The 17483-nt window shown below is 72.7% G+C and carries 18 protein-coding genes; 5 read left to right on the top strand and 13 right to left on the bottom strand.

The features are described 5' to 3' along the window. Nucleotides 1-44: 44 nt before the first annotated feature. The 3 genes from ACYQ0U_RS15285 to ACYQ0U_RS15295 all read right to left on the bottom strand — a co-directional run bounded on the left by ACYQ0U_RS15285 (nucleotide 45) and on the right by ACYQ0U_RS15295 (nucleotide 3377). Nucleotides 45-698 (bottom strand): aggregation-promoting factor C-terminal-like domain-containing protein, encoded by a 654-nt coding sequence (locus ACYQ0U_RS15285; RefSeq protein ID WP_459974388.1) that lies wholly within the window; start codon nucleotides 696-698, stop codon nucleotides 45-47. A gap of 243 nt (nucleotides 699-941) precedes the next feature. Next, entirely contained in the window at nucleotides 942-2234 is a 1293-nt protein-coding gene (gene phoH2 / locus ACYQ0U_RS15290; RefSeq protein ID WP_459974423.1) for an RNA 5'-3' helicase PhoH2, read from the bottom strand. A 369-nt stretch (nucleotides 2235-2603) separates the two neighbouring features. After that, nucleotides 2604-3377, bottom strand: coding sequence for an isoprenyl transferase (locus ACYQ0U_RS15295; RefSeq protein ID WP_459974390.1), 774 nt, complete (start codon nucleotides 3375-3377; stop codon nucleotides 2604-2606). Nucleotides 3378-3473: 96 nt separating this feature from the next. On the opposite strand from ACYQ0U_RS15295, the gene trhA reads away from it, so the two are divergent. Then, the gene (gene trhA / locus ACYQ0U_RS15300; protein ID WP_459974392.1) at nucleotides 3474-4184 is read left to right on the top strand and encodes a PAQR family membrane homeostasis protein TrhA; all 711 of its coding nucleotides are present in this window, start codon (nucleotides 3474-3476) and stop codon (nucleotides 4182-4184) included. 267 nt (nucleotides 4185-4451) lie between these two features. Here the strand turns inward: trhA and ACYQ0U_RS15305 are convergent, their stop codons facing one another. The 10 genes from ACYQ0U_RS15305 to ACYQ0U_RS15350 all read right to left on the bottom strand — a co-directional run bounded on the left by ACYQ0U_RS15305 (nucleotide 4452) and on the right by ACYQ0U_RS15350 (nucleotide 14145). Then, a complete protein-coding gene (locus tag ACYQ0U_RS15305) occupies nucleotides 4452-4880 on the bottom strand; it encodes a CBS domain-containing protein (protein WP_459974394.1) in 429 nt (142 codons plus the stop codon). A 55-nt stretch (nucleotides 4881-4935) separates the two neighbouring features. Then, nucleotides 4936-7041 carry a xanthine dehydrogenase family protein molybdopterin-binding subunit gene (locus ACYQ0U_RS15310; protein ID WP_459974396.1) on the bottom strand — a complete coding sequence of 702 codons (2106 nt, stop codon included), beginning with the start codon at nucleotides 7039-7041 and terminating at the stop codon, nucleotides 4936-4938. Then, the gene (locus ACYQ0U_RS15315; protein WP_459974398.1) at nucleotides 7038-8015 is read right to left on the bottom strand and encodes an FAD binding domain-containing protein; all 978 of its coding nucleotides are present in this window, start codon (nucleotides 8013-8015) and stop codon (nucleotides 7038-7040) included. Before ACYQ0U_RS15315 ends, ACYQ0U_RS15310 begins: the two co-directional genes overlap by 4 nt. After that, the gene (locus ACYQ0U_RS15320; protein WP_459974399.1) at nucleotides 8012-8512 is read right to left on the bottom strand and encodes a 2Fe-2S iron-sulfur cluster-binding protein; all 501 of its coding nucleotides are present in this window, start codon (nucleotides 8510-8512) and stop codon (nucleotides 8012-8014) included. The genes ACYQ0U_RS15315 and ACYQ0U_RS15320 overlap by 4 nt, the downstream gene beginning before the upstream one ends. Next, nucleotides 8512-9447 (bottom strand): TIGR03557 family F420-dependent LLM class oxidoreductase, encoded by a 936-nt coding sequence (locus ACYQ0U_RS15325; protein ID WP_459974401.1) that lies wholly within the window; start codon nucleotides 9445-9447, stop codon nucleotides 8512-8514. The genes ACYQ0U_RS15320 and ACYQ0U_RS15325 overlap by 1 nt, the downstream gene beginning before the upstream one ends. Before the next feature lie 198 nt (nucleotides 9448-9645). Next, complete coding sequence (locus tag ACYQ0U_RS15330; RefSeq protein WP_459974404.1) at nucleotides 9646-10281, bottom strand: methyltransferase; 636 nt, start codon at nucleotides 10279-10281, stop codon at nucleotides 9646-9648. A gap of 37 nt (nucleotides 10282-10318) precedes the next feature. Beyond that, on the bottom strand, nucleotides 10319-10525 hold the full coding sequence (locus tag ACYQ0U_RS15335) for a CDGSH iron-sulfur domain-containing protein (protein WP_459974406.1): 207 nt from the start codon (nucleotides 10523-10525) through the stop codon (nucleotides 10319-10321). Further along, a complete protein-coding gene (locus tag ACYQ0U_RS15340) occupies nucleotides 10522-11463 on the bottom strand; it encodes an iron-containing redox enzyme family protein (protein ID WP_459974408.1) in 942 nt (313 codons plus the stop codon). The genes ACYQ0U_RS15335 and ACYQ0U_RS15340 overlap by 4 nt, the downstream gene beginning before the upstream one ends. A gap of 37 nt (nucleotides 11464-11500) precedes the next feature. Beyond that, nucleotides 11501-12967 carry a SpoIIE family protein phosphatase gene (locus ACYQ0U_RS15345; RefSeq protein ID WP_459974410.1) on the bottom strand — a complete coding sequence of 489 codons (1467 nt, stop codon included), beginning with the start codon at nucleotides 12965-12967 and terminating at the stop codon, nucleotides 11501-11503. After that, nucleotides 12964-14145: a zinc-dependent alcohol dehydrogenase gene (locus ACYQ0U_RS15350; RefSeq protein WP_459974412.1), complete on the bottom strand. Its 1182-nt coding sequence runs from the start codon at nucleotides 14143-14145 to the stop codon at nucleotides 12964-12966. The genes ACYQ0U_RS15345 and ACYQ0U_RS15350 overlap by 4 nt, the downstream gene beginning before the upstream one ends. A gap of 252 nt (nucleotides 14146-14397) precedes the next feature. Here ACYQ0U_RS15350 and ACYQ0U_RS15355 point away from each other — a divergent pair, with 252 nt between their 5' ends. From ACYQ0U_RS15355 to ACYQ0U_RS15370, 4 genes are all read left to right on the top strand, one after another. Beyond that, nucleotides 14398-15183 carry a sigma-70 family RNA polymerase sigma factor gene (locus ACYQ0U_RS15355; RefSeq protein ID WP_459974414.1) on the top strand — a complete coding sequence of 262 codons (786 nt, stop codon included), beginning with the start codon at nucleotides 14398-14400 and terminating at the stop codon, nucleotides 15181-15183. A 40-nt stretch (nucleotides 15184-15223) separates the two neighbouring features. Then, nucleotides 15224-16201, top strand: a complete 978-nt coding sequence (locus ACYQ0U_RS15360) for an LLM class F420-dependent oxidoreductase (protein WP_459974415.1) — start codon at nucleotides 15224-15226, stop codon at nucleotides 16199-16201. Between the two features lie 16 nt (nucleotides 16202-16217). Continuing rightward, nucleotides 16218-16877 carry an HAD family hydrolase gene (locus tag ACYQ0U_RS15365; RefSeq protein WP_459974417.1) on the top strand — a complete coding sequence of 220 codons (660 nt, stop codon included), beginning with the start codon at nucleotides 16218-16220 and terminating at the stop codon, nucleotides 16875-16877. Between the two features lie 41 nt (nucleotides 16878-16918). After that, the coding region (locus tag ACYQ0U_RS15370; RefSeq protein ID WP_459974419.1) for a class I SAM-dependent methyltransferase at nucleotides 16919-17483 on the top strand (565 nt) is incomplete at its 3' end.

A 17483-nucleotide genomic window follows, 5' to 3' on the forward strand; every position in this document is an offset into this window, starting at 1 on the left:
ATGTCCCGGGCGTGCCCCGCCGGCAGCTCGGCGCTGGGCCCGGGTCAGTACCAGCCGTGCGACTCGGAGTGGCCCCACGCGCCGCACGGGCTGCCGTAGCGGTCGCGGATGTAGCCCAGGCCCCACTCGATCTGGGTGGCCGGGTTCGTCATCCAGTCGGAGCCGGCCGACGCCATCTTGGACCCGGGCAGCGACTGCGGGATGCCGTAGGCGCCCGAGGAGGGGTTCTCGGCCGACGGGTTCCACCGGCTCTCGCGCATCCAGAGCGAGTCGAGGCAGCCGAACTGGTCGGAGGCGAAGCCGAACTGCGGCATCAGCGCCCGGGCGATGTCGCGCGGGTCGCCCGCGGAGAGCTCGACCTTCTCGGCCATCGCCGGACCGCTCTCCACGGAGAGCGACGCGGCCTTGACCGGGTCGGCGACCTCCCGGCGGTCCGAGGACCGCGAGACGGCCGGGCCGCGGTCGACGTCCGCGACGGTGCCGCCCTGGACGGAGCCGCTGACCGTCGTGCCGAGGTCGTCGGCGGCGGTCGGGGCGGCGGCGCCCCCGAGCACGCCGCCGGACACGGCGACACCGGTGACGGCGACCGCCACCGAGGACATCACGGCCGTGTTCTTGAGGACCTTCTTCGGGGCCTCGACGATCGTCCGCTCGGGGACGTGCCGGTGCTTCGGAACGTACTTCGTGCGCTTCGACAAGGGCTCGCTGCTCGGGGGTAGACGACTCGGGCAGTTCCGCTTCCCGGGCCGCCCGAGTGGCCCAAGATCACGAAAAGATCACGAGCCACCCTGCCTGACGCGACAGATGGTTGCAAACCGAACTGCCGGATCCGGCCGCCGATCCCGGCACGTCGGGGTCACACCAGTCACAGCGGCCTCAGGAGGTGACGGGTTTCACCGGGTAGCCGGTGAAACCCGCCACCTCCGGGGACAGATACCGGCTCAGACGACCACGTTCTCCAGCATCTCGGTGACCAGCGCGGCGATCGGGGACCGCTCGGACCGGGTGAGGGTGACGTGGGCGAACAGCGGGTGGCCCTTGAGCTTCTCCACGACCGCGACCACGCCGTCGTGGCGGCCGACGCGGAGGTTGTCGCGCTGGGCGACGTCGTGGGTGAGGACCACCTTGGAGTTCGCGCCGATCCGGGAGAGGACCGTGAGCAGCACGTTCCGCTCCAGGGACTGGGCCTCGTCGACGATCACGAACGCGTCGTGCAGCGAGCGGCCGCGGATGTGGGTGAGGGGAAGCACCTCGAGCATGCCGCGGTCGAGGATCTCGTCGATGACGTCCTTGGTGGTCATCGCGCCGAGCGTGTCGAACACGGCCTGGCCCCAGGGCGACATCTTCTCCGACTCCGACCCGGGCAGGTAGCCGAGCTCCTGGCCACCGACGGCGAACAGCGGACGGAACACCACGACCTTCTTGTGCTGCCCGCGCTCCATCACGGCCTCGAGGCCGGCGCAGAGCGCGAGGGCGGACTTGCCGGTGCCGGCGCGGCCACCGAGCGAGACGATGCCCACCTCGGGGTCGAGCAGCATCTCCAGCGCGACCCGCTGCTCCGCGGAGCGGCCGTGGATGCCGAACGCCTCCCGGTCGCCGCGCACCAGGTGCACCTGCTTGTCGGGGCCGACCCGGCCGAGCGCCGTACCCCGGTCCGACAGCAGCACCAGGCCCTGGTGGCAGGGCAGGTCCCGGGCCTCCTCGAGGTCGAGCGTGCCGACGTCGTAGAGCTCGTCGAGGTCGCCGGCCGGCACCTCGATCTCGGCCATGCCGGAGTATCCGGTGTCGGAGTCGCTGATCGCCTCGGCGCGGTACTCCTCGGCGTCGAGCCCGACCGCGGAGGCCTTGATCCGCAGCGGCAGGTCCTTGGAGACCAGGGTGACGTCCGCGCCCTCGTTGGCGAGGTTGCGGGCGACGGCGAGGATCCGGGTGTCGTTGTCGCCCAGGCGGAAGCCGGACGGGAGCGCCTCGGGGTCGGTGTGGTTGAGCTCGACGCGGATCGTGCCGCCGAGGTCACCCACCGGGATCGGCTCGTCGAGACGGCCGTGGGTCACCCGCATCTCGTCGAGCGTCCGGAGCGCCGTTCGGGCGAAGAAGCCCAGCTCGGGGTGGTGCCGCTTGCCCTCCAGCTCGGTGATCACCACGACCGGCAGGACCACCTCGTGCTCCTCGAAGCGGCCCAGGGCGCCGGGGTCGGCGAGCAGGACGCTGGTGTCGAGGACGTAGGTGCGCACGGACGGCGCGGATTTCGCGCGGGTCTTCCTGGCGGTGGCGGAGCGCTGGGTCTGCGGAGCCTGGTTCGGCACGGTGACACCCCTTCGCAGGCCAGTGCGAGCACTCTGCGCCCCGGCCGTGGTTTCAAGCAGACGGACCGGAGCGGGCCCGAGCGCCGGAGTGCCGGCTCCCGGTCGCGCGGCAGCCAGGCTGCCGTGCTGTGCAGTCGCGATTCCTCACGAACGGGCCTCCCGATACGGGGAGCTTCCCCACTCCCCGATGTCTGGAAAGTACGCCGCCGACGCCCGTGAATCGGGCGACACGCCCGAACGCGGGAGTGAACCCTCGGTTGCGCCCCACCCGTCGAGACGGTTGCCGGCGCAACCTCCTCAGGAGCCGAAACGGCGCTCCCGCTGGGCGTAGGCCCGGATGGCGCGCAGGAAGTCGACGCGGCGGAAGTCGGGCCAGTAGGCCTCGCAGAAGTAGAACTCCGACTTCGCGCTCTGCCAGAGCAGGAAGCCACCGAGCCGCTGCTCCCCCGACGTGCGGATCACCAGGTCCGGGTCGGGCTGCCCCCTCGTGTAGAGGTGCTCGGCGATGTGCTCGACGTCGATGGTGGTGGCGAGCTCGTCGATCGACATGCCCTGGGCCGACGCCTCCTGCAGGAGCGAGCGCACGGCGTCGGCGATCTCGCGGCGACCGCCGTACCCGACGGCGACGTTGACGAGCATGCCGTCGACCTCGCGCGTGGCCTCCTCGGCCGCCTTGAGCTTCTCCGCCAGCGCCGCCGGCAGCAGGTCGAGCGCGCCCACCGGATGGATGCGCCACTTCTGTTGGTCGGCGAGCGAGGCCACGGCCTCGCCGATGATCTCCAGCAGCGGCGCGAGCTGCCGCTCGGGCCGGTTCAGGTTGTCGGTGGAGAGCAGCCACAGCGTGACCACCTCGATGCCGACCTCGTCGCACCAGCCCAACAGCGGCTCGATGTTGGCCGCCCCGGCCTGGTGACCGTGCGCGGTGTCGCGGCCGACGGCCTTCGCCCACCGGCGGTTGCCGTCGAGCATCACGCCGATGTGCTTGGGGGTGTCCGCCGGCATCCGGCGCAGCATCCGGGCCTCGTACGCCGGGTAGAGCACCCTCCGGAGCCCCCGCTTCCAGTCCGCCACCCGTCCACAGTAACGGGCGCGACGTGGCTCACACGCCGACCCCACGTTCATCGGGCGCGGAGTTTCCGTGCCCGACCTCCGGGTAACTTCGACCTCATGAACCAGGCGATGGCAGGGCGACTCCACGACGCCGTCGCGGACCTGAAGGCCGAGATCAAGCCCAAGCTCCGCGGCTGGCTCCACCTGGCGACCGCGCCGCTCACGTTGGCGGCCGGCATCGTGCTGATCGCGCTCTCCCCCACACCCGAGACCAAGATCGGCTCCGCCCTGTTCATCGGCTCGGCCCTCGTCCTGTTCACGGTGTCGGCGGTCTACCACACGGGCACCTGGTCGCCTCGGGTGTGGGCCTTCCTCCGCCGGTTCGACCACTCGAACATCTTCCTGCTGATCGCGGGCTCCTACACGCCGTTCGCACTGCTCCTGCTCGAGGGCACCGAGCGCGTCGTGCTGCTGACCACGGTGTGGACCGGCGCCATCCTCGGCGTCGGCTTCCGGGTCTTCTGGACCGAGGCTCCGCGCTGGCTCTACGTGCCGCTCTACATCGCGCTCGGCTGGGCGGCGATCTTCTTCATCCCGAGCTTCTTCGACGGCGCCACCCGCCTGGGCGTGGGCATCGGCATCGCGACGTTCGTGATGATCGTCGTCGGCGGCGCGCTCTACACGTTCGGCGGCGTCGTCTACGGCTTCAAGCGGCCCAACCCGTGGCCGCGCTGGTTCGGCTTCCACGAGGTGTTCCACACCTTCACGATCCTGGCCTTCGTGTCGCACTACGTCGGCGTCTCCCTGGCGACGTACGCGCTCAGGTAGCCACGAACCAGCGCCCGGTCCCTGGGGTGTCGGGAGACCGGCCGGGTGGACGGACTCCCCGCGCGGAGACGCCGAGTCGGCCTGAAAGCGGCTCCGGCACCCGGGAAGCACGACGGGCGGCAGGCGGACGGGTACCCAGCCGCTCAACGCCCCGGAGAAGCGGCCGTTGTGGCGACCGATCCTGGCCGTCGTCCTGCTGGTCGTGGTGGTCGCGGTCGTGTTCCTGCTGATCACCTGGGTGCAGCAGAACACCTGACCGCTCGCGGCTCAGTCGGTCGGCGGAGCCGCGGAGATCGCCTCGACCAGCTTCCCGACCTGGTGCTCGGGCAGGTTCCTGGCGATGTCGGCCTGGCTCACCATCCCGACCAGGTCGTGCCCGTCGATCACGGGCAGGCGGCGTACGCCGCCCCGCGTCATGGTCGCCATGGCCTCCTCGACCGAGTCGTCGGCGCCGATCGTGACCACCTCGTCGCCGGCGTAGTCCCGGACGTTCACCTGCGTGGTGTCCATCCCCTCCGCGACACAGTTGAGCACGATGTCGCGGTCGGTGATCATCCCCGCGAGACGGTTGTCCTCGCCGCAGATCGGGAGGGCGCCGACCCCCAGGTCGCGCATCTTCCGGGCCGCCTCCGTCACCGTGTCGTCCACCCCGGCGCACTCCGCCCCGGGCGTCATGATCTCGCGTGCGGTCGTCACTCCTGGCTCCTCTCCTCCGACACTGTCGCCCGCGCGGTATCCAGAACAGGAGGGTTCAGACGACGAACCGGTCCGCCGTCACCGGGATCTCGCGGACCCGCACCCCGGTCGCGTGGAAGGTCGCGTTGGCGACGGCCGCGGCGGTGCCGACGATGCCGATCTCACCGATGCCGCGGGACCCCATGGGCGTGAAGGTCTCGTCGGACTCCTCCAGCCACTCGGCGTCGACGTCGAGGACGTCGGCGTGCGCGGCGACGTGGTAGGTCGCGAGGTCCTGGGTGACCACGTGGCCGAAGCGCGGATCGCGCACGGACTCCTCGAACAGCGCGGCCGACAGGCCCATCACCAGACCGCCCTCCAGCTGCGAGCGCGCGGTCATCGGGTTGATGACGCGGCCGACGGAGTAGACGCCGAACAGGCGCGGCACCCGGATCTCACCGGTCCAGCGGTGCACCCGCGCCTCGGCGAAGACCGCGCCGAAGGAGTGGAACGCGTACTCCTCCGCGGCCGGGTCCTCGGCGGCCGAGGCCGTGGTCTCGACGCCCGCGTCGGGCGCGTCGCCGTGGTCGGCGCGGAACCGCTGCGCGGCCGCGACGATCGCACTCCCCCACGAGCTGGTGCCGGACGAGCCGCCCGCGACCGAGGCCGGGGGCAGCCGGGTGTCGGCGATCTCGAGGTCGATCGCGTCGGTACCGACCCCGAGGGCGTCGGCGGCGATCTGCGTGAGCACCGTGCGGGCGCCCGTGCCGATGTCGACCGCGCCGATCGCCACGGCGTACCGGCCCGGGCCGAGCGCGCGGACCCGGGCGCTGTTGCCCGGCTGCTTCATCGCCGGGTACGTCGCCGAGGCGACTCCGGTCCCGACCCACCAGTCGCCGTCCAGCGTCGCGCGGGGCTCCGCGGGCCGCGAGGACCAGCCGAAGCGCTCGGCCCCGCGACGGAAGCAGTCGAGCAGGCGGCGGTCGTTGAACGGCTTGCCGGTCGCGGGGTCGACGTCGGGCTCGTTGCGGGCGCGCAGCTCGATCGGGTCGAGGCCGCAGGCGACCGCCAGCTCGTCCATCGCGACCTCGTGCGCGTACATCCCCGGCATCTCGCCGGGCGCGCGCATCCACGACGGGATCGCGACGTCGAGCATGGCCAGGCGGTGGCTGGTGCGGCGGTTCGGGGCGGCGTACATCATCCGGGTGGGGGACGCGGTCTGCTCGGCGTACTCCTTGACCACCGAGGACTGCTCCTGCACGCGGTGCTCGATCGCCACCAGCCGCCCGTCCGCGTCGGCGCCGAGACGGAAGTGGGAGATCGAGGCGGTGCGGTAGCCGGTCAGCGCGAACATCTGCTGCCGCGTGACCGCCAGCTTCACGGGACGGCCGTGCGTCGTGCGCGCCGCCAGGGCGGCGGCCATCACGTGCGCGTGCGCCTCCCCCTTGCAGCCGAAGCCACCGCCGACGTACGGCGCCCGCACACGGACCTGCTCCGGCTCCAGGCCGAGCATCGGGGCCAGGCTCTCCACGACGCCGTGCACGCCCTGGGTGGAGTCGAACATCGAGAGCACCTCGCGTCCGTCCTCCTCGTGCCACCACGCGAGGGTGGCGTGCGGCTCGAGCGGGTTGTTGTGCTCGTATGCGGTCCGGTAGGTCTGCTCGACTGTGACCGCCGCGCCGGCCAGGGCGGCGTCGACGTCGCCCTCCTCGGTGTCGGTGTCCATGTCCGGGTTGACCGACTCGGGCGCGTGGGTGGCGTTGTCCTCGCGGAGCTCGGCCTCGTGCGGCACGGTCTCGTAGGAGACGGCCACCAACGCCGCGCCCTCGCGGGCGGCCTCCGGGGTCTCGGCGAGCACCAGGGCGACGACCTGCCCGCGGAAGTGGACCGCCGGGTCCTGGAGGATCGCCAGCTCGGCGTTCTCGGTGTCGCGGAGCCGCGGTGCGCTCGTGTGGTCGAGGACGGACACCACGCCGTCGTGCGCGAGGGCGCGGCTCGCGTCGACCTCGACCACCCGGCCCTTGGCGACCGTCGACTGCACCAGCCAGACGTGGAGCGGGTGCGGGACCTCGTGCTCGACGGCGTACGCCGCCCGCCCGGTGACCTTCGCGATCCCGTCGACCCGGTCGTGGTGGGTGCCGACGGCGCGGACCTCGATGGGCCGGGTCTGCTGCTCGGTCATCGGGCCAGCTCCAGCAGGGTGTGGATCGTCGCGTTGCGCACCATCGGCACCTTGTACGCCGTCTGCTCGGTGGTCTCCGCGGCCGCGAGCTCCTCGTCGACCGCTGCCCGGATCCGCTCCTCGTCCAGGGGCTCGCCGACGAGCGCCGCCTCGGCCCGACGGGCCCGCCACGGCTTGTGCGCGACGCCGCCCCAGGCGAGGCGGACGTCGCGGACCAGGTCGCCCTCGAGCTGGAGCACGGCCGCGACCGAGACCAGCGCGAACGCGAACGACGCCCGGTCGCGGACCTTGCGGTAGGTCGAGCACGAGGTCGCGCCGGTCCACGGCACCTCGAGGGCCATGATCAGCTCGTCGGGAGAGAGGGTGGTGTCGGCCGACGGGTCGTCGCCGGGCAACCGGTGCAGGTCCTCGAACGCCAGCCGGCGCTCGCCGTCGGAGCCGAGGACCACGACCGTGGCGTCCAGGGCCGCGAGCGCGACCGCGAGGTCGGACGGGTGGGTCGTCACGCACTGGGGCGAGGCGCCGAGGATGGCGTTGTAGCGCCCGTACCCCTCCAGCGCGGAGCATCCCGAGCCGGGCGCACGCTTGTTGCACGGCGTGGTGACGTCCTGGAAGTAGACGCAGCGCGTGCGCTGGAGCAGGTTGCCGCCGGTGGTCGCCTGGTTGCGGATCTGGCCGGAGGCCCCGGAGAGCAGGGCGCGGGCCAGCACGGGGTACTGCGAGCGCACCAGCGGGTGCGCGGCAAGGTCGCTGTTGCGGACGTTGGTGCCGATCCGGAGGCCGTCGTCGGTGGTCTCCACCTGGTCGAGCGGGAGCCGGCTGACGTCGACCAGCAGCTCCGGCGACGCGACGCCGAGCTTGAGGTGGTCGACGAGGTTCGTGCCGCCACCGAGGAAGCGCGCGCCGGGGTTCGCCGCGACCGCGTGGACGGCCTCCGCCGGGGTCTCGGCGCGCAGGTACGCCAGCTCTCTCATGCCCGGGCCGCCTCGCGGACCGCGGCGAGGATGCCCGGGTAGGCGCCGCACCGGCAGAGGTTGCCGCTCATCCGCTCGCGGATCTCGTCGTCGGTCAGCTCGACCTCGGCCTCGAGGTCGTCGGTGGCGTGGCTGGGATGGCCCTGCTTGGCCTCGTCGAGGACGCCGACCGCCGAGCAGACCTGCCCCGGGGTGCAGTAGCCGCACTGGTAGCCGTCGTGGCCGAGGAAGGCCTGCTGCACCGGGTGCAGGCCGTCGCCGGCGAGCCCGTCGGCGGTGACGACCTCCGCACCGTCGTACGCGACCGCGAGCGCGAGGCAGGTGAGGTGGCGGCGGCCGTCGAGCAGCACGGTGCACGACCCGCACTGGCCGTGGTCGCAGCCCTTCTTGGGGCTGGTGACGCCGAGCCGCTCGCGGAGCGCGTCGAGCACAGTGGTGCGGGTGTCGACGTCGATCGCGCGGTCCGTGCCGTCGACCGTGAGGCGGATGCGGGGCATCAGAGGACGTGCTTCCCGTAGAACTCGATCATGTCGAGGAAGTGCGGGCCCATGTTGGCGACGTAGAGCTCGTCATAGCCGGCGTCGGCGTACTCCTTGATCTGCTTCTGGTGCTCCTCGGGGTCGTTGCCCGCGACCACCGACTCCCGGGTCGAGTCCATCGTCACCAGCTCGGTGGCCTGCTCGAAGTGCTCGGGCGTCGGCAGGATCTGCGCCATCTCGCCCGGAAGGCCGGCGTTGGGCCAGAGCCGGTGCGCGTGCTCCCAGCCCTCCTCCTGGGTCGGCGCGAACGCGACCTTCGCGCCGGCCTGGGCGGGCTTGCCGCCGGACTGCTCCTTGAACCGGCCCACGAGGTCGGCGTCCGGCGACGTGCCGATGTAGCCGTCGCCGATCCGCGCCGCCACCTCCGCGGCCTTGGGCCCGAACGCCGACACGAAGATCTCCGGCGGTGTGTCGGGGACGTTGTAGATGCGCGCGTGCTCGACGGTGTAGTGCCGGCCGCGGTGGGTCGTGATCTCGCCCGTCCAGAGCTGGCGGATCAGGTCGACGGCCTCCTCGAGCATCTCGAGACGGACGTCGACGGTGGGCCACGGCCCGCCGAGGATGCTCTCGTTGAGCGCCTCCCCCGTCCCGACGCCGAGGGTGAACCGGCCCTCCAGCATCTCGGCGCAGGTCCCCGCGGCCTGGGCGATGATCGCCGGGTGCACGCGGACGGTCGGGCACGTCACCGCGGTCGTCACCGGCAGGTCGCACACCTGGCTGATCGCCCCGATCAGCGACCACACGTGCGGGCTGTTGCCCTGCTCGTTGTTCCACGGGTGGAAGTGGTCGCTGATCCACAGCCCCTGGAACCCGGCCTCCTCGGCCGTCCGGGCCTGGGCCACGAGCTCCGCGGGGGTGTACTCCTCGGTCGACAGGAAGTAGCCGATGCGCATGTGCCGCTGGTACCCGGCGGCGGGTGCGGCAATCCACCATGGATCGGTCTCAGGCACACGAGTCGACAAAGCCCGCGCCGGAGCGGCGTGGTGACGGCCGGGACGTCATACGAAGTGGCGGCCCCGGCGACCAGGTCGGATGACGTCCCGCCTCCGTTGACCCGCGGTCTCGCGGCGCCACGCTGACGGGGACGGCGGTCAGCGCAGGTCGAGCCGCACCAGCACCCCGCGGTCGCACCAGCGGACCTCGGTGACCTCCAGGTCGTCGCCGCGCAGCCGGTCGCGCAGGGCGTCGACCTGCTGGACGGTGCCGAGCTGGAGCAGCATCGACCCGGAGGCGGCGAGGTGGGTGCGGGCGAGGTCGACGCACAGCCAGGCGACGTCCATGCCGTCGACGCCGCCGTCGATCGCGAGGACGGGGTCCTCGGGGTAGCTCGGGACGTCGTCGCGGCGCACCCACGGCGGGTCGGCGACGATCAGCCCGAAGCGCTCGCTGTCACGCAGCACCTCGTCCATCGGTCCCTCGCGCACCTCGACCCGGTGCGAGAGACCGGCCGCGGCGGCGTTGTGCCGCGCCCACTCGCAGGCGGCGGGGTTCATGTCCACGCAGACGAGCGGGCGCTCGGACCCGAGCACCGCGAGCAGCCCGATCTGGCCGGCGCCGGCGCACAGCTCGAGGACCGGGCCGGGCGGCGCCTCCCGCAGGAGGTCGGCCGCCCACTCGGACTGGGCGACGGTCCAGGTGCGGGGGCGCAGGACGCGGCCGTCGAAGGTGATGCGCAGCGGGCCGAAGCCCATGGTCTCCCGGGTGGGAGCCGTCGGCGTGGCGGTCATGCCGGAGTGGGTACCCCCGGCCGCCGCGGACCAGTCCTCATGCGGGCCGCGCCTTCTCCGGGAGCAGCTTGTGGGTGCCGTCGCACCACGGGAGCGACTGCGACTTCTCGCAGCGACACACCGCGCTGACCGGTCGCGTCGTCTCGTGGGGTACGCCGTCGGGGTCCTCGACCACGTGCCGCCCCCGCAGCAGCAGCGGGCCGCCGGGGCATACGATCTGCTCGGGGTGCTCGTAGGTCCTCATGCGGCCTGTTCCCCCACTCCCCAGCGCGCCAGCATGGTGCGCGCGAACCGGTCCTCGAGGTCCAGGCAGGTGAACGCCCCGAACCACAGGTCCTCCTCGAGCTCGGGCTGCTCCTCCAGCAGCGCGGCCGCGATCGTGCGGACGGCCAGCTGCTCGTGGACGGCGTCCGCCTCGACGTGCTCGGCGTAGTACTCGACCATCGCGGCCGGGTAGCCCAGCCGCTCCAGGCCCTGCGCCATCCGCCGCGACGGGAGCGAGCTGGTCGCCTCGAAGGCCGCGAGGTGGCCGATCGCGGCGGCCCGGTGCCGGCGATGGAGGCCGAACAGCGAGAGCGTGTTGTTCTGCTCCAGCACCTCCAGCGGCGCCAGGTCGATGTGCGCGTCATACGACGGCTCCATCCCGATCGCGCGCATCCCCTCCGCGTAGAGGTGGTGGTGCAGGCGGTTCGGGTCGCCGTTGCCGTACTCGTCGAACTGGAGCTCCATCAGCGCGGCCTTGGCCCGGACGCCGAGGCGGGGCACCAGCCAGGCGACCGGGTCGGACTCCTTGAGGTGGTAGATCGAGCGGATCCGCAGCAGCTCGTCGACCTGCTCCCGGCTCGCATCACGGTGCACGTGGCGGGCGATCGAGGCGCCGTCCTGGTCGTCGAGCCACTCGAAGAAGTCGTCGACGAACGAGACGCCGGTGGGCGGGGTGAACCGTCGCCGCAGGCGGTCCTCGAGGTCGCGCTCCAGGTGGACCCGGAGACGCAGCAGGTCGGGGTCCCACTCGAGGCTCTCGTCGAGCTCGTCGAAGCCGCCGTAGTGCAGCTCGTGCAGGACCCACAGGGCGAGCGCGGCGTCCTCGCCGGACGCGGTCGCGGTCGGGACGTCGGCGCCCGTGCGCAGCGAGGAGAACAGCTCCTCGGTGAGCGGGCCGCGCGGCTGGGGCAGGTGCATGGTCGCTCGTACCCGTGCGGTTCGCGGCGTACGCCTGTCAGCTCCGGTACGGCAGCTGCACGAGGTCGAGCACGTGCTGGGCCGGCGAGCCCATGGGCGCCACGAGGTCGACCGGGCCCGACGCGCGGGTGTCGAACAGCGCCTGCACGGCAGCGCTCGAGAGCACGTCGACCTCGGCGAGGTTGATGGTCACGCGCCGCGTCCCGCCCCGGGAGGCCCGGGCGCACGCGTGCCGCAGCTCGTCCGCGCTGCGCAGGTCGAGCGAGCCGGCGACGTGCAGCACGTCGTCGTCGATGCCGAGCCCGGCCGCATGCGCCGGTGGCTCCGCGACCTGTGGCGCCGTGCCGCGGAGGAGCACGGCCGGGTGGCTGACCCGGTAGCGCCCGCGCGCCCGGGTGCCCGCGGCGTCGTGCTCGACCGTGAGCTCGTCGAGGAAGCCGCTGGCCAGCGCCAGGCCGCGTCCACCGTCCCCCCGCTTCGACGGGCGCCACCGGCCGCGGTCACCGACCGTGACCACGATCTCGCCGTCCGGGGTGAGGCGGGCCTCCACGTGGACCGGGTTGCCGACCCCGACCTCTTCGTAGGCGTGGGCCACGGCGTTGCTGACGAGCTCGCCGACCGCGTGCTGGATCGCCATCCGGTCGAGCTCGGCCACGCGCAGCCCGGCCAGCCAGTCCCCCAGGTCGGCGCGGACCGTCCGGACGGCGTCGGGCACGGCCGGGAGATGCAGGTCCAGCGGCGCGACCGGCGGCACGAGCTGCGCGGCGAGGAGCGTGATGTCGTCGGCGTACCCGGTGTCGCGCGTGAGCAGCTCGAGGACCTGCCGGCTGACCCGCTCCACCAGCGTCTCGTCGCCGCCGGGGGCTTCGCCGTCGGGTCCGTCGCCGACCGCGACCTCCGCGGCGCGGAGCAGCTCGACGGTGCTCTGCGTGGCCGCCTGGCCCGGCCGCTCGACCAGCCCGTCGCTGTAGAGGAGGAGGAGGTCGCCCTCGCCCAGGACGTGGCTCCCGATCGGGAACCCGCGGCCGGAGCCGAGCGGGCCCGCGCCGGTCGTGGGCAGGAACGAGGCCGACCCGTCGGTGATCAGGACCGGCGGCGGGTGCCCTGCCGTGGTGTAGGTCAGCTCCCCGCTCCGGGTGTCGAGCACCGCGGCGCACAGCGTCGTGGACCGGGCCTCGGCCGTGCGCGTGGCCCGGCCGTCGAGGAGCGCGAGGGCCGCCGGCACGTCGCCGTCGGCCCGGACGCGCTCCTCGAACAGCGTCTTGAGCTCGTTCATCACCACCGACGCCGCGATCCCGTGACCGACCACGTCGCCCACCACCAGCACCACCCGACCGTCGGCCAGGGGGATCGCGTCGAACCAGTCGCCGCCGGCACCGGTGTAGTCCTCGGCGAGCAGGTAGCGCGCCGCGATCTCGACACCCTGCGGGACCGGGAGGCCCTTGGGGAGCATCGCGTCGTGCAGCTCACCCAGGATCTCCGCCCCGGACCGGCCGCCCGTCACGGCTTGAACAGCACCTTGACCATGCCGTCGTCCTTGCCCTGGAACTTCGCGTACGCCGACGGCGCCTCCTCGAGCGGCAGCCGGTGGGTCGCGAACGTCTCGACGCCGAGCACGTCCTCGTCCTGTCCGAGCAGCATCAAGATGTCGTCGGTCCAGGCGCGCACGTTGGCCTGGCCCATGCGCAGCTGCAGCTGCTTGTCGAACAGCTGGAACATCGGGATCGGGTCCGCGGCGCCGCCGTACACGCCGGAGATCGAGACCGTGCCGCCGCGGCGCACGGACTCGAAGGCCGAGTAGAGCGCCTCGAGCCGGTCCACCCCGGCCCTGGTCATCACGGCCCCCTGGACCTGCTTCGGCAGCAGTCGCAGGCCCTTCTGCATCGTCTCGGCGATGGGCGAGCCGTGCGCCTCCATGCCCACCGCGTCGATGACGCTGTCGGCGCCGCGACCTCCGGTGAGCTCGCGGACCCGCTCGGGGACGTCCTCGACGACCTCGAGGTCGATGAGCTCCGCGCCCCGGGCTCCGACGCGCTCGAGCCGCTCGGGCACGCGATCGACCACGATCACCCGGTGGCCGCGGTGCAGCGCGATCCGCGCCGCCATGTCGCCGATCGGTCCGGCGCCGAGGACCAGCAGGACCGCGCCGTCCGGGACGGCGGCGTACTCGACGCCCTGCCACGCGGTCGGCAGCACGTCGGAGAGGTAGACGAAGCGCTCGTCCGGCGGGCCGTCGGGCACGCGCTGCGGGAGGAAGTCGGCGAACGGCACCCGCATGAACTCGGCCTGGCCGCCGGGGACCTGTCCGTAGAGCTTGCTGTAGCCGAACAGGCTCGCGCCGGTCCCGTGGTCCCGGTTCTGGGTCGTCTCGCACTGGCTGTGGAGGTTCCGCTCGCACATCCAGCAGGAGCCGCAGCTGACGTTGAACGGCACCACGACCCGGTCGCCGACCTTCAGGTCGCGCACCTCGGCACCGACCTCCTCCACCACGCCCATCGGCTCGTGGCCGACGACGTCGCCGGGGGTCATGAAGGGCGTCAACGGGTCGTAGAGGTGCAGGTCCGACCCGCACAGCCCGGTCGTCGTGATCCGGATGATCGCGTCCGTCGGCTCCTGGATCGTGGGATCCGGAACCTCCTCGACGCGCATGTCCTTGCGCCCCTGCCAGGTCACTGCCCTCACGTGTCGCCTCCACTGTGATGTCGCGTCGTTCGGAAGTCGCCCCGGTACCCGTCGCGGGGCCGCAGAAACGACCCCGGATGCAGGACTGACCCGGTCTCGGACGGGGTACGTTGTCCGCCCCGACGCCCCCGCACCTGCACGGGGGTGTTGGAACGCTCGACCTGACGGGTAACGTCGAGAACGAGACGGGACCGGTCATCTCCTTGCTGGAGCAGACGGCAAGGCCCCACCACTCGGGACGGAGTTGCCCCGATGGACTCCAACACTCTCACCACCACCCTCACCCGCACGGAGAGGGCCGAGCAGACCGCCGAGCTCCTGCGCCAGGCGTACGAGACGACCGACGAGGCACGGCGCGACGAGCTGCGCTCGCAGGTCGTGCTGATCAACCGCGGGGTCGCCGAGTCGGTGGCGATGCGCTACCGCGGGCGGGGCGTCGCGACCGAGGACCTCTACCAGGTGGCCTACGAGGGACTGACCAAGGCGGTCCAGCGCTTCGACGCCGAGATGCGCAAGGACCTGCTGACCTTCGCCGTCCCGACCATTCGCGGCGAGCTCCAGCGGTACTTCCGCGACCTCGGCTGGACGGTGCGCCCGCCGCGCCGGATCCAGGAGCTCCAGGGCCGGGCCAACCAGGCCTTCTCCCGCCTCTCCCAGGAGCTGGGCCGTGAGCCCACCCCCGACGAGGTGGCGGCGGAGCTCGACATCTCGCCGCAGGACTACCGGGACTCCGAGGCCGCCCTCGGCTGCTTCACCCCCACGTCGCTCGACCAGCCCGCGGGCGAGTCCACCGCCACGGTCGGCGACCTCATCATCGAGGACGACGACTCGCACGAGGCGAGCGAGGCGCGGGTCATGCTGGCCCCCGTCGTCCGCGACCTGTCCGAGCGCGACCGGCGGATCCTCTACCTGCGGTTCTTCGAGGACCGCACCCAGAGCGAGATCGGCGAGGACCTCGGGGTGACCCAGATGCAGGTCTCCCGCCTGCTCTCGCGGATCCTCGGCGACATGCGCGAGGAGCTGGAGGCGACCGGGTGACCGGGTTTCGGGAGCGCTCCGAGGAGGAACTGGGGGCGACATGACCCGATTCGGCTACACCCTCATGACCGAGCAGAGCGGGCCGCGGGAGCTGGTGCGCTACGCGCAGGCGGCGGAGTACGCCGGCTTCGACTTCGAGGTCATGAGCGACCACTACTCGCCCTGGCTGACCGAGCAGGGGCACGCGCCGTACGCGTGGGCCACGCTCGGCGCGGTCGCGCAGGCCACGGAGACGGTCGGGCTGATGACCTACGTGACCTGCCCGACGATGCGCTACCACCCCGCCGTGGTCGCCCAGAAGGCCGCGACCCTCCAGATCCTGTCCGAGGGCCGCTTCACGCTCGGGCTGGGCAGCGGGGAGAACCTCAACGAGCACGTGGTCGGCGAGGGCTGGCCGGCGATCCAGACCCGGCAGGCGATGTTCCGCGAGGCGGTCGAGATCATCCGCGAGCTGCGCGAGGGCGGGCTCGTCGACTACCGCGGCGACTACTTCGAGGTCGACTCCGCCCGGCTCTGGGACCTGCCCGACGAGGGCATCCCCCTCGCGCTGGCGGTCGCCGGCGACCGGGCGATCGAGAACTTCGCACCGCTCGGCGACCACCTCGTCGGCGTCGAGCCGAGCCCGGACCTGATCGAGAAGTGGAACGCCGTCCGCGGCGCCCCACGGATCGGCGAGGGCACCCGGGCGATCGGCCAGATCCCGATCTGCTGGGACCCCGACGAGGACACGGCGGTCAAGCGGGCGCACGAGCAGTTCCGCTGGTTCGGCGGCGGCTGGTCGGTCAACGCCGACCTGCCCACGCCGGCCGGCTTCGCCGCCGCGACCCAGTTCGTCCGGCCCGAGGACGTCGCCGACGCGATCCCCTGCGGCCCCGACCTCGACAAGGCGGCCGAGGCGATCCGGGAGTACGTCGACGCGGGCTTCACCGACGTGGCGATCGTGCAGATCGGCGACGAGGGCCAGGACCGGTTCCTCGGGGAGGCGGCCGGCCCGCTGTTGGCGAAGGTCCGCGGATGACCGGCGACGGCCGACCGTGAGCGGCCGCGGCGCGGTCCTGCTCGACATCGACGGGACGCTGATCGACTCGACCTACCACCACGCCCTGGCGTGGCACCGGGCCTTCGCCCGGCACGACCTGCACCCGCCGATGCACACCGTCCACCGCACGATCGGCATGGGCGGCGACAAGCTCGTGGCCGAGGTCGCCGGCGACCAGGTCGAGGAGCGGCTCGGCGACGCCCTGCGCGACGCCTGGCGCGAGGAGTACCTCCCCCTGCGCGAGGAGGTCCGGCCGATCGACGGCGCCGCCGACCTGGTCCGCCGGCTGCACGCCGACGGCTACCGGGTGGCGCTCGCGTCGTCCGGGGACCCGCAGTTCTCCGACGAGGCCGTCGACCTGCTCGGCGTACGGGACGAGATCGAGGTGCTGACCACGGCGGAGGACGTCGAGGACTCCAAGCCGGAGCCCGACCTGCTCGGCGAGACGCTGCACCGCCTCGGCGAGGTGTCCGGGTCCGTGCTGCTGGGCGACACCGTCTACGACGTCGAGTCGGCGAAGCGCGCCGGCATGCCCTGCCTGGCGGTGCTGACCGGTGGCTACGGGCGCGCCGAGCTCACCGACGCCGGTGCGGCGCTCGTGGTCGACGGGCCCGCGGACCTGCTCACCGCCGACTGGTCGCGCTGGCTGGGCTGACCGCTCATCCGCCGTCGAGGAAAGAGTGGTTCACTCAGGCTGTGGACGCGCAGGCGTGGGACGAGCGGTACGCCGCCAGCGAACTCGTGTGGTCGGCCGGCCCGAACCAGTTCGTGGCCGCCGAGCTCGCCGACCTGCCGCCGGGCCGGGCCCTGGACCTGGCTGCCGGGGAGGGCCGCAACGCGATCTGGCTGGCGCGGCAGGGCTGGGAGGTCACCGCGGCCGACTTCTCGCAGGTGGCGCTCGACAAGGGGCGCCGGCTCACCGGGGACACCGCGGTGCGCTGGGTGTGCGCCGACGCGACCCGGTGGGACGAGCGGTCGGCGTACGACCTCGTCGTGGTGGCCTACCTCCAGCTGGCCGCGGCCGAGCGGGCGGCGGCCCTGCTCGCGGCGTACCACGCGCTCTGGCCGGGCGGCACGCTGCTCGTGGTCGCCCACGACCTCTCGAACCTCACCGAGGGCACCGGTGGGCCGCAGGACCCGGTGGTGCTCTACACGGCCGAGGACGTGCTGGCCGACCTGGCCGGCGAGGGCTTCGACACCCTCCGCGCGGAGCGGGTCGCGCGGACCGTCGGCGACGAGCCGGCCCGGGTGGCCTGGGACT

The organism is Nocardioides pyridinolyticus (assembly GCF_054653575.1).

Coding starts and splice junctions, on each gene's coding strand:
- trhA (WP_459974392.1), top strand. CDS start 3,474: ATGAACCAGGCGATGGCAGGGCGACTCCACGACGCCGTCGCGGACCTG.
- ACYQ0U_RS15310 (WP_459974396.1), bottom strand. CDS start 7,041: ATGACCGAGCAGCAGACCCGGCCCATCGAGGTCCGCGCCGTCGGCACC.
- ACYQ0U_RS15315 (WP_459974398.1), bottom strand. CDS start 8,015: ATGAGAGAGCTGGCGTACCTGCGCGCCGAGACCCCGGCGGAGGCCGTC.
- ACYQ0U_RS15320 (WP_459974399.1), bottom strand. CDS start 8,512: ATGCCCCGCATCCGCCTCACGGTCGACGGCACGGACCGCGCGATCGAC.
- ACYQ0U_RS15325 (WP_459974401.1), bottom strand. CDS start 9,447: ATGCGCATCGGCTACTTCCTGTCGACCGAGGAGTACACCCCCGCGGAG.
- ACYQ0U_RS15330 (WP_459974404.1), bottom strand. CDS start 10,281: ATGACCGCCACGCCGACGGCTCCCACCCGGGAGACCATGGGCTTCGGC.
- ACYQ0U_RS15335 (WP_459974406.1), bottom strand. CDS start 10,525: ATGAGGACCTACGAGCACCCCGAGCAGATCGTATGCCCCGGCGGCCCG.
- ACYQ0U_RS15340 (WP_459974408.1), bottom strand. CDS start 11,463: ATGCACCTGCCCCAGCCGCGCGGCCCGCTCACCGAGGAGCTGTTCTCC.
- ACYQ0U_RS15355 (WP_459974414.1), top strand. CDS start 14,398: ATGGACTCCAACACTCTCACCACCACCCTCACCCGCACGGAGAGGGCC.
- ACYQ0U_RS15360 (WP_459974415.1), top strand. CDS start 15,224: ATGACCCGATTCGGCTACACCCTCATGACCGAGCAGAGCGGGCCGCGG.